The following is a 10,221-nucleotide window of genomic DNA, read 5'->3' as shown; positions in this document are numbered from 1 at the left end:
GTTTATTTTGAGGAGACGGACGATATGATTGCGGCCATTACCAGGGAAAAAGAAATCAAGAAGTGGCGAAGAGAAAAGAAAAACAGGCTGGTAGAACGGATGAACCCCGGGTGGGAAGATTTAAGTGAGACGCTGTAAGATTTCTCAGTCGCTTCGCTCCTTCGAAATGACGGTTATGGGCGTCCCTCCTTCGAAATGACAAACCCCTGTCATTCCGAACCGCCGAAGGCGTGTGAGGAATCTGTATCACACCACAGAAGGAGGGTTTTGTCATGACGACCACAGGCTACGTCTACATACTGACCAATTGGAATAACCAGGTCATGTATACCGGGGTGACGAGTAATCTTGAGCGGCGAGTGTACGAGCACCGAAACAATCTTGTGAAGGGATTTACAGCGAAATACAACATATACAAGCTGGTTTATTTTGAGGAGACGGACGATATGATTGCGGCCATTACCAGGGAAAAAGAAATCAAGAAGTGGCGAAGAGAAAAGAAAAACAGGCTGGTAGAACGGATGAACCCCGGGTGGGAAGATTTAAGTGGGACGCTGTAAGATTTCTCAGTCGCTTCGCTCCTTCGAAATGACGGTTATGGGCGTCCCTCCTTCGAAATGACAAACCCCTGTCATTCCGAACCGTCCGCCTCCCCTTCCTGTCATTCCGAACCGTCCGACCGCCCCCTTTCCTGTCATTCCGAAGCGCCGTAGGCGCGTGAGGAATCTTGATCACGCATCCCCCCGGGATTACACAGCCTCTCAATCCGGACCGCCACACTCCCGTCATTCCGAACTGTCCGGTTGCCCCCTTTCCTGTCATTCCGAACCGCTGCCCCCCGCCGTCATTCCGAACCGCCGAAGGCGCGTGAGGAATCTGTATCACACCACAGAAGGAGGGTTTTGTCATGACGACCACAGGCTACGTCTACATACTGACCAACTGGAACAACCAGGTCATGTATACCGGGGTGACGAATAACCTGGAGCGGCGAGTGTACGAGCACCGAAACAATCTTGTGAAGGGATTTACAGCGAAATACAACATATACAAGCTGGTTTATTTTGAGGAGACGGACGATATGATTGCGGCCATTACCAGGGAAAAAGAAATCAAGAAGTGGCGAAGAGAAAAGAAAAACAGGCTGGTAGAACGGATGAACCCCGGATGGGAAGATTTAAGTGGGACGCTGTAAGATTTCTCAGTCGCTTCGCTCCTTCGAAATGACGGTTATGGGCGCCGCTCCTTCGAAATGACGGGATGTGGGGGAGTTCCTTCGAAACGGCAAGTAGGGGGGCGCACCCTCCATCTTCGAAACGACACAGAGGGAGGCTTCTTCGAAAGAACGGTTGTGGGCGTCGTTTCTCTGGAATGTGATACGAGGGCTTCACTCTTTCACAGGACAAACATGGACGCCGCTCTTTCGAAATGACAAGTTTCGGGTTCGTCGGACCGCCGTCAGTCCCTGACGACTTCCTTGATTTCGGGGACATCCTGTTTGAGGCGCTTTTCGATGCCGCTTTTCAGGGTCATCTGTGCCATGGGGCAGCCCGCGCAGGCGCCCGTGAGTTTTACTCTGACCACACCGTCGTCGCTGACATCGACAAGCTCGACGTCTCCACCGTCGGCCTTCAGGGCGGGCCGTATTTCATCGAGGCTTTTCCTGACTTTGTCTTTCATGCTCTTTCTCCGGCGGGCATTTGCCGCACGGTGTTTATGATAGGCAGGTTTTTTCAAATGTCAATCGGAGGAGTCTTTTTGTTGAAAACACCGGGCCCATGAAGTAACATGCTTTTCCGGAATGACGGTTTCTGCCCCGTACCGCGGCACAGGCCTTGTACGACAACCATGACGCCGGGACCGGCCTATCCGGCAAAGGAGCGTTCCTGTTGACATCCCTGCTCAATTTTCTTGCCTCCCTGTCGATTGTCCTGCTGACCATCGTCAGTGCCGGTCACGCCCTCATTTCCAAGCGCGACCCCAAGGCTTCCATGGGCTGGATCGCCCTGTGCGTCCTCGTTCCCCTGGGAGGCCCCCTGTTATACTTCTTTTTCGGCGTCAACCGGGTACGGACCCGGGCCAGAAAGCTCCGTCCCGAGGAGGACGAACCACCGTACAGAATCTATGATGGGAGAGCGGAGCAGGAACTGGTGCGGGCCTTTGCCGTCAACGCCGCGGACTGCGCCGAACTGGTGAACATTTCCGGCGCCGTTACGAAACAGCCGCTGGTGGGAGGAAACAGCGTCGATCTGTATCACAATGGGGAGCAGGCCTATCCAGCCATGCTCGAAGCCATCAGGGAGTCTCGGGAGTCCCTGTACCTGACGACCTACATTTTCGAAACAAACACGACGGGACGGCACTTCATCGCGGCCCTGGGCGACGCGGCCCGCCGGGGTGTCGATGTGCGGGTGATTCTCGACGGCATCGGGGAATGGTACTCTCTGCCCCGGGCGGGGACGCTCCTCCGCCGGGCAGGCGTTGCCGCGGAACGGTTCCTTCCGCCCCGCCTGATCATGCCGACCTTTCACATCAACCTTCGCAACCACAGAAAACTGCTTGTGGCCGACGGCGTGACGGCCTTTGCCGGAGGCATGAACATCGGAGACCGTCACCTGGCGGAGAACCTGGAGAATCCCGCGCGGGTGGTTGACATGCATTTCCGGCTTGAGGGCCCTGTGGCTTCCCTCCTGGAGGCTGTTTTTCTCGAGGACTGGGCCTTTGTCACGGGACAGCACCGATCCGGGACGGATTACCGGCGGAAGCCTCCGTACATTTCCGAAAGCGACCCTCCGGACGGTCTGGCCCGGGAAAACGGGCGATTCGAGGGCATCCGGCCTCCCGGGACAACGGAGAGAAAATCAATGGCGCTCTGCCGTGTCATTACCGACGGTCCCAATGACGATCTGGACAAGCTGTCGGTGATTCTCAACGCGGCCGTCACGGCGGCCCGGAAATCGATCACGATCATGACGCCCTATTTCATTCCGCCCCGGGGACTCATGGCGGCCCTCCAGGCGGCGTCGCTTCGGGGAATACAGGTGAGCATCATTCTCCCCGAAGAAAACAATCTTCCCTTTGTCCACTGGGCAACACGAAACCTGCTCTGGGAACTGCTCATGTGGGGCGTCGAGGTATATTATCAGCCACCGCCCTTCGTTCATACGAAGCTTTTTATCGTTGACGGGTACTATATCCATATCGGATCGGCAAACATCGATCCCCGGAGCCTGCGGCTCAATTTCGAAGTGGCTGTCGAAGTCTATGATCGCCCGCTCGCTGCGGCACTGGCGGATCATGTGAAACGGGTGTGCCGGGTGTCGCGGCGCGTGACGCTCCAGGAAGTGGACAGCCGACCATTACCGCTGCGCCTTCGGGACTCCCTGGCCTGGCTCATGTCGCCCTATCTGTGAGGAATGATGATGGAGCATCCGCGTCTCAGACGAGACATACAGCTTGTTGCCACGGTCTACCGGGGCCGGCGGGTCATCCTGTTTTCCGATCCCTTGAGGCTCTCCGGCGATACTATCGCGCTGGACATGGCCCTGTACCGGTTCCTGGAAAAGCTCGACGGCCGCCACGACCGGCGGGACCTTCTGGAAAGCCTCGCCGGGACGGGGTTTCCGGGAGCCCTCACCCTGGATGACGTGGACGGCCTCCTGTCTCACCTGGACCGTCACTACCTGCTGGACAGCCGGGGGTTCAGGGAAACGGAGAGGGCCTTGCGGGAGACCTTCGAACGCGAAAAGGACCGCCTGCCTGTTTTTGCCGGAAGGGCCTACAGCTCCGACCCGGTGGAACTGGCGACAACGCTGGATGCCCTCGAAAACGATCTTCCGGCCCTCGGCCGGGATGACACAGGCACTGCCGTCACGGGCCTGCTGGCACCTCATATCGACACGACCGTCGCCGGGAACCTCTACGTTGACCTCTACCGCCGTCTCCGGGGCCGGCGGTACGACCGGGTCGTCGTTCTGGGAATCAATCACCAGGGACAGGACGGACTCTACTCGGTCTGCGACAAGGGATTCCTGACGCCCTTCGGCAGGGTCGCGCCGGACTCTGACTTTATCGGCGAGCTTAAGGGGCTCCTGCCGCCGGGGGCCCTTGCTTCCGATGATTTCGGCCATAAAATGGAACATTCCATCGAGCTGCAGATCCCCTGTCTTCAGCACTACCTCGATCGGCCTTTCCAGATCGTGCCGATCCTCTGCGGCTCGCTTCACCCCGTCATCGAGGACGGCGATGCGCTCGAAGACCGGCGCTTCGCGGAAACCGTCCAGGTGCTGGAGAGCATGATTGCCCGTCGGGGCGGCGGGACGCTGGTTGTTGCCGCCGTCGATTTTTCGCATCTGGGGCATAAGTTCGGACACCACGAGCCCGCGCCGGTCATCCTGCCCGAGGCCCTTGAAAACGACAGACGCATCCTGTCCCTCATCGAGCAAGGAGACGCGGAAGGGCTTTTCAGCAACGCCTGCCGGACGGATCACCGGTTTCACGTCTGCGGATTTCCGGCGATGATGGTTTTTGTCCGCCTCATGCGTGAAAGCAGGGGAAGGCTCCTCGATCACCGGGTATATCACGAAGATGCCACGGGAAGCGCCGTGACCTACGCCGCCATGGTTTTTGAGCGGGCCTCTGACGGATGACGGTGTCGACACACAGGCCGGAACGCGCCGGCAGGCACTCCGGCAGGTCCGCCTCTCCGCCCGGCCGGAGAGAGATTATGAAAATGATGATTGTCTTTCTGACGGTCTTCCTCCTCGTATACGGAGGAATGCACCTGTACCTGTTCACGCGCCTGGGCGATCTTTTTTCCCCGGGACCCGCGGGAAGCCTCCTCATGGGGGGCCTGGCGGTCTTTCTCGTGGTCTCACCCATCCTGGTGCGTTTTGTCGAACGGCATGGACCGGAGGGTCCGGCTCTCCTGTTCGCCTACGCGGCCTATACCTGGATGGGATTTGTCTTTATCACCCTTTCGCTGCTCATCGTCTTCGACATACTGCGTTTGCCCCTGTCTCTTGCAGGGTTCGGCGGTTCGCGCCTGCTTGCGGTTTCCACAACCACGGCCCTGTCCCTGGTTCTCGGCCTGGGACTCTCTGCCTGGGGCTGTTACGAGGCCCGGAACGTCGGTATCACGCACATTACCATCGAGACGCCGAAACTGCCCGATCACCTGGAGCGGTTCCGCATCGTTCAGATTTCCGATGTGCATCTGGGGCTGGTATTCCGCGAAGGCAGGCTTTCAAGGATTCTCGACCTGGTCAGGGAAGCCGGGCCTGATCTGCTCGTGGCCACCGGCGACCTTGTGGACGGCCAGATGGATCACATCGCCGGGATGATTCCTCTCCTGCGGGCCGTTGAACCGCCCTGCGGAAAATACGCCGTCATGGGAAACCATGAGTTCTATGCCGGCGAAGACCATGCACAGGAATTCATGGAGTCGGCAGGATTCCGGGTGCTGCGGGACGAAACGGTCACGATTCTCGACGGCGCCATGGTTATCGCCGGTGTCGACGATCCCGCCGGCCAGGGACGGTCACCCCTGCGTTCACCCCGGGGTTTCGGAGAGGGCGAACCGGAAGACGGCCTGCTTGCCGGGACCGCCACCGGGTCCTTCCGCCTGCTCCTGAAGCACCAGCCCACGGTGAGCGGTGCCGACCCGAGCCCCTTTGATCTCCAGCTGTCGGGCCACACCCACCGGGGACAGATCGCCCCCTTCAACCTCGTGACAAGTCTCTTCTACCGGTATGCCTCGGGGTATCACCACCTGCCCGGAGGGGGACGGCTCTACGTCAGCCGCGGTGCCGGCACCTGGGGCCCGGCCATGCGGATCCTCTCCCCGCCGGAAGTGGTCGTCATCGATCTTGTCAGAACATCCCCGAAGGATGGAACCTGAAGGATTCCTGCGCCATGCCCGCAAAAGCGGGCATCCGGTGACGTTCACTTCTACAGGGGACAATGCGAACGACAGGTCATTGCCGCAAAGGCGGCAATCCAGGGGGTTCCATCGCACGAACAGAAACCCGCATCCGTCATTGAGGCCGCCCCGTTACGTCATTTCGACCGGAGGGAACCGGAGGGAGAAATCTTTCACGATGACAAGTGAAAAGCAAGATTTCTCGTCGCTTCGCTCCTCGAAATGACGGAGTATGGGTGCTCCTCAAAATAACGGGATGTGGATGCTCATCGAGAAGACGGCACCACGGACGCCCTTCCACATAACGGGATGTGGGTACTCCTCAAAATGGTGGAATGTAACAAGCCCACCATACCAGCGGATCACCGTCATTCCGAACCGCCGAAGGCGTGTGAGGAATCTGTATCACGGATGCTCCTCTGAATGACGGTGTCATGGGTGCCCCTCGGAATGCGGCACCACGGACACCCTTCCACATAACGGGATGTGGGTACTCCTCAAAATGGTGGAATGTAACAAGCCTCTCGAATTGACAAACGTCAACGCCCTCACTCCGGACTCCCGCATTCGCGGGAATGACGGAGGGGTAGTGGCGGCGAAAGGTTGGGGCGGCGGAGTGTTCTGAGTCTGTCGTCAGGTCCTCATTGTTTCAGGCCGTACTTCTTCATTTTGTACCGTAGCGTCCGTTCCGTGATGCCCAGGATGTCGGCGGCCCGTGTCTGGTTCCCCCCGGCTTTCTCCAGGGCCTGCTCTATAAGCTGGCACTCAAGGGTTTCCACGGAATCCTTCATCAGGCCCCCCGTGGCGCCGACGGCGGCGCCGGGACGGTGAGGCAGGGCGTCCTTGAAAGGCAGGTCCCGCAGCGATATGACCCTGCTCCGGGTGATCACGGCGGCCCGTTCGATGATGTTTTCCAGTTCTCGCACGTTGCCCGGGTAATCGTACTTGAGGAGAAGGTCCTGTGCCTCGCTGCTGACGCCCTCGATGGGCTTTTCGTTCTCCCGTGCGAAGCGGGTGATGAAATGGCTGACCAGGAGCTCGATGTCCTCTTTTCGTTCCCTGAGCGGGGGAATGTGCATGGCCACCACGTTCAGCCGGTAGTACAGGTCGTCCCGGAAGGTCCCCTCCTTCATGCGTTCTTCCAGATTGCGGTTGGTGGCGCTGATGATTCTCACATCGGCCCTGAGCGTCTGGTTCCCTCCCAGGCGCTGGAACTCCCGTTCCTGGAGGAAGCGGAGCAGTTTTACCTGCACCGGCGCCGACAGCTCGCCGATTTCATCGAGGAAGAGCGTGCCCTCGTCGGCCTCTTCGAAGCGCCCGACGCGGCGTGCCGTGGCTCCCGTGAAGGAGCCCTTTTCGTGGCCGAAGAGTTCGCTTTCCAGGAGCGTCTCCGGCAGGGCGCTGCAGTTGACGACGATCATGGGCTTGTCCGCCCGCGGGCTGGTTCCGTGTATGAGACGGGCGAAGAGTTCCTTCCCTGTGCCGCTTTCTCCCTGGATGAGAACCGTGGCCCGGCTCGCGGCGACGCGGCCTGCCATGTTGATGAGCGATTCCATACTCGGACTCCGGTAGATGATCCGGCCTCCGTCCATGTCCTTTTTCCAGAGTTTCTGCCGGAGGATCTCGTTTTCCCGGATCAGCGTACGCCGCTCCGCAGTGCGGTCGATGAGCAGGAGCAGTTCATCCAGTTCAACAGGCTTCGTGATGTAGTCCAGGGCACCCTCTTTCATGGCCTGTACCGCCGTTTCAACGGTGCCGTAGGCGGTCATCATGATGATGTCGATGGAAGGATTGATGCCTTTTATTTTTCGGAGCGTCTCGAGACCATTCATGCCGGGCATCTTGAAGTCCAGAAGAACCATGTCGATCTGACCGTCCAGGACCTGGTTCAGGGCTTCGTCGCCGGTGCCGGCCTCGGTGATCATGTGCCCTTCCCGGGCGAGAAAATCCCGAAGCAGCTCCCGTTGCGTCCGTTCGTCTTCGGTGATAAGAATGTTGAGTCCCTTCATTGCTATGTGTCTCCCGATCGCGGCTCACACAGGGGAAGGATGATCTCGAAGGTGGTGCCCCTCCCCTTGTTGCTGGCGGCATGTATTTCGCCTCCGTGGCCGTCTATGATGTCATGGGCCAGCGTCAGCCCCAGTCCCAGCCCCTTTTCTTTGGTGGTGTACTCCGGGTTGAAGATCTGCTCCAGTTCATCGGGGGCAAGACCCGAACCCGTGTCGGCGATGACCACCGCGACGCGGCTGTCCGGCCGCGGTTCGACGTCGACACAGATTGTGCCCGTGCCGGATATTGACTCCGCCGCGTTTTTCACGATGTTGTACAGGGCCTGGGTGAGCTTGTCCGCATCCATGGAAACCAGGGTCTCACCCTCCAGGGAGCTTCGCAGAATGATGCCTCCGTCCTGCAATTCTGCTTCCATGACGGCCAGCATCTTCCGGAGTACCTCCTCAAGGGAGCGGGGATGCAGCTCCATGCGCCTGATCCTGAAAAAGGTGACGAATTCCTCTATGATCCCGTTGAGTCGCCGGATTTCATCCCGTATGACGCCCGATATGCGGCTGAAGTCGTCCCGGTCGTCTTCGTCCCTGGGAGAAAATTCCCGTTGCAGCCGCTGGGTGGCTATGCTGATCGCGTTGAGGGGGTTGCGGATTTCGTGAGCCACGCCGGCTGCGAGCTGACCCAGCGCCGAGAGATGCTCCGCCCGGCGAAGCCTCTTTTTCATCTCCTCGACCCGATGGAGCTGGTTTGCCTGGTTCCGGTAGAGCCCCACCGTGGCCAGGGTACCGATGAGGGCGAGGATGACGGTGGTAAAGGTCATCCGGTTCCTGTTTTCCGCCAGGATCGAGCGGGCGCGGTTCCACTTGAGGCCCAGGCGGGCGTAGCCCACGACATCTCCGTCCAGGTGCAGCGGCGCCGCGACTTCCAGAAAATGGCTCCCTCCGGCCTGAAGCTTCCGGCTCGCCACGTCCTTTCCTTCCGGAACATTCAGGAGCGGCAGGTTTGCCGCGGTGATGCCTGCCTCCGGCAGATCCCCCGCCTCACCCAGGATGTTTCCCTCCCGGTCCGTCACATCGAGCCAGGCAAGTTCATGCTCCCAGCCGATGCCCCCCACGACTTTTTCCACGGCAATTCTCGTGGCCCAGTATTTTGTCTTTCCCTCGTCCAGGGCGATGATGTACAGATCCTGCCCGTCGCTCCGCAGGGCCGCCACAAAGCTCATGGCCGACGGAAGGCCCAGGGATTCGAAGAATTCCCTCATGAGCTTTTCCTGTTCCCCCCTCCGGGAGAGAGGAACATAGAGCGGCTCGTCAGGCGCCGTGCCTCCGCTGAGCAGGGTAACGCGGCCCCACCAGTTGAGAACGGCGATGAGGGTCACTTTCTCGCGGGCGGCGATCTCATCGAGATCTTTTTGGGAAAGGGTGCCGTCACGCTGGCGTCCTTCGATCTTCTGGGCCACCCGAATCAGAGAGTTCACGAACCGCTGACGTATGTGGTACTCGGTTTCAGAGAGTTCGACGATGGAATAGCCAAGATCCCCGCCCTGGGTCCGCACCAGGAAGTCCAGGTCTTCCTGGGCGACGTTCTCGATGGTGGCGACAATGTCCAGGCCCCGGTTTTCCATGAACTCCACCAGGGTGCCGTCCAGGCGCCGCAGGTCCATGAATCCCATGATCAGGATGAGACTGACAAAGACCGCCACCACCAGGAAGACCGTGAGGGGTATGATATAGCTTGAAAATGCCTTGGTATCCTCGTCGGGGCCGGGTGTCCTGTCCCGTTCCTCCTCCGGAGGGGCGTCGTTCTCGCTCATGGGGCAGCCGCTCTCATCTCCCTGATAGTGTGATGAAACGAATAGTATACCACCCCGCCATCTATTACAAGGGGGAGTGGTATGACTCCGGGGAGCGCCCATATTCCGTCATTTCAGAGGAGCGAAGCGACGAGAAATCTTGCTTTTCACTTGTCATCGTGAAAGATTTCTCCCTCCGGTCGAAATGACGGAAAGGGGCGGTTTTATAAAAATTGTACCATTCCCTGGCCGGCCCGTTCAATCATTCGACAATTTTGTCGAATAGGGCCGCACAGAGTGGCGTTCTTCTAACGACTTGATTTATAAGGAAAATACAAGATACGCCTCGGTTGCCTTCGACAATTCTTTCCGGTTTCCTCGGGCCGTTCATTCCGGAAGGAACCTCGAAAACTCCAGTCATAACATGCACTTCAGCCTTTCCGGCCACATCCGGCACGGTTCATGCTTAATAGTAAGGCAAGAACAAACCGGAAACAAACCTCCA

The 10,221-nt window shown here is 58.9% G+C and carries 9 protein-coding genes; 6 read left to right on the top strand and 3 right to left on the bottom strand.

Going from position 1 to position 10,221, the window contains the following annotated elements:
• Positions 1-272 precede the first annotated feature (272 nt).
• Together M0Q23_08790 and M0Q23_08785 are read left to right on the top strand one after the other, a co-directional pair.
• Positions 273-560, top strand: a complete 288-nt coding sequence (locus tag M0Q23_08790; GenBank protein MCK9528716.1) for a GIY-YIG nuclease family protein — start codon at positions 273-275, stop codon at positions 558-560.
• Between the two features lie 347 nt (positions 561-907).
• Positions 908-1,195 (top strand): GIY-YIG nuclease family protein, encoded by a 288-nt coding sequence (locus M0Q23_08785; GenBank protein ID MCK9528715.1) that lies wholly within the window; start codon positions 908-910, stop codon positions 1,193-1,195.
• A gap of 263 nt (positions 1,196-1,458) precedes the next feature.
• On the opposite strand, the gene M0Q23_08780 is transcribed toward M0Q23_08785, so the two are convergent.
• Positions 1,459-1,680, bottom strand: a complete 222-nt coding sequence (locus M0Q23_08780; GenBank protein MCK9528714.1) for a NifU family protein — start codon at positions 1,678-1,680, stop codon at positions 1,459-1,461.
• Between the two features lie 209 nt (positions 1,681-1,889).
• Between M0Q23_08780 and M0Q23_08775 the strand changes: the two genes are divergently transcribed.
• The 3 genes from M0Q23_08775 (at position 1,890) to M0Q23_08765 (ending at position 5,899) form a co-directional block, all read left to right on the top strand.
• Entirely contained in the window at positions 1,890-3,413 is a 1,524-nt protein-coding gene (locus tag M0Q23_08775) for a phospholipase D-like domain-containing protein (protein ID MCK9528713.1), read from the top strand.
• 9 nt (positions 3,414-3,422) lie between these two features.
• Positions 3,423-4,649 carry an AmmeMemoRadiSam system protein B gene (gene amrB / locus M0Q23_08770; GenBank protein MCK9528712.1) on the top strand — a complete coding sequence of 409 codons (1,227 nt, stop codon included), beginning with the start codon at positions 3,423-3,425 and terminating at the stop codon, positions 4,647-4,649.
• 77 nt (positions 4,650-4,726) lie between these two features.
• A complete protein-coding gene (locus M0Q23_08765) occupies positions 4,727-5,899 on the top strand; it encodes a metallophosphoesterase (protein MCK9528711.1) in 1,173 nt (390 codons plus the stop codon).
• Between the two features lie 662 nt (positions 5,900-6,561).
• Here M0Q23_08765 and M0Q23_08760 read toward each other — a convergent pair.
• Positions 6,562-7,929 (bottom strand): sigma-54 dependent transcriptional regulator, encoded by a 1,368-nt coding sequence (locus M0Q23_08760; GenBank protein MCK9528710.1) that lies wholly within the window; start codon positions 7,927-7,929, stop codon positions 6,562-6,564.
• A gap of 2 nt (positions 7,930-7,931) precedes the next feature.
• On the bottom strand, positions 7,932-9,737 hold the full coding sequence (locus M0Q23_08755; protein MCK9528709.1) for an ATP-binding protein: 1,806 nt from the start codon (positions 9,735-9,737) through the stop codon (positions 7,932-7,934).
• A 32-nt stretch (positions 9,738-9,769) separates the two neighbouring features.
• On the opposite strand from M0Q23_08755, the gene M0Q23_08750 reads away from it, so the two are divergent.
• Positions 9,770-9,925, top strand: a complete 156-nt coding sequence (locus M0Q23_08750) for a hypothetical protein (protein MCK9528708.1) — start codon at positions 9,770-9,772, stop codon at positions 9,923-9,925.
• Positions 9,926-10,221 lie beyond the last annotated feature (296 nt).

This window comes from Syntrophales bacterium, assembly GCA_023228425.1.
In the GTDB taxonomy this organism is placed as follows: domain Bacteria; phylum Desulfobacterota; class Syntrophia; order Syntrophales; family UBA2210; genus MLS-D.
The sequence above is the reverse complement of the archived record's forward strand: the minus strand, read 5'-3'. Positions and strand labels throughout refer to the sequence as shown.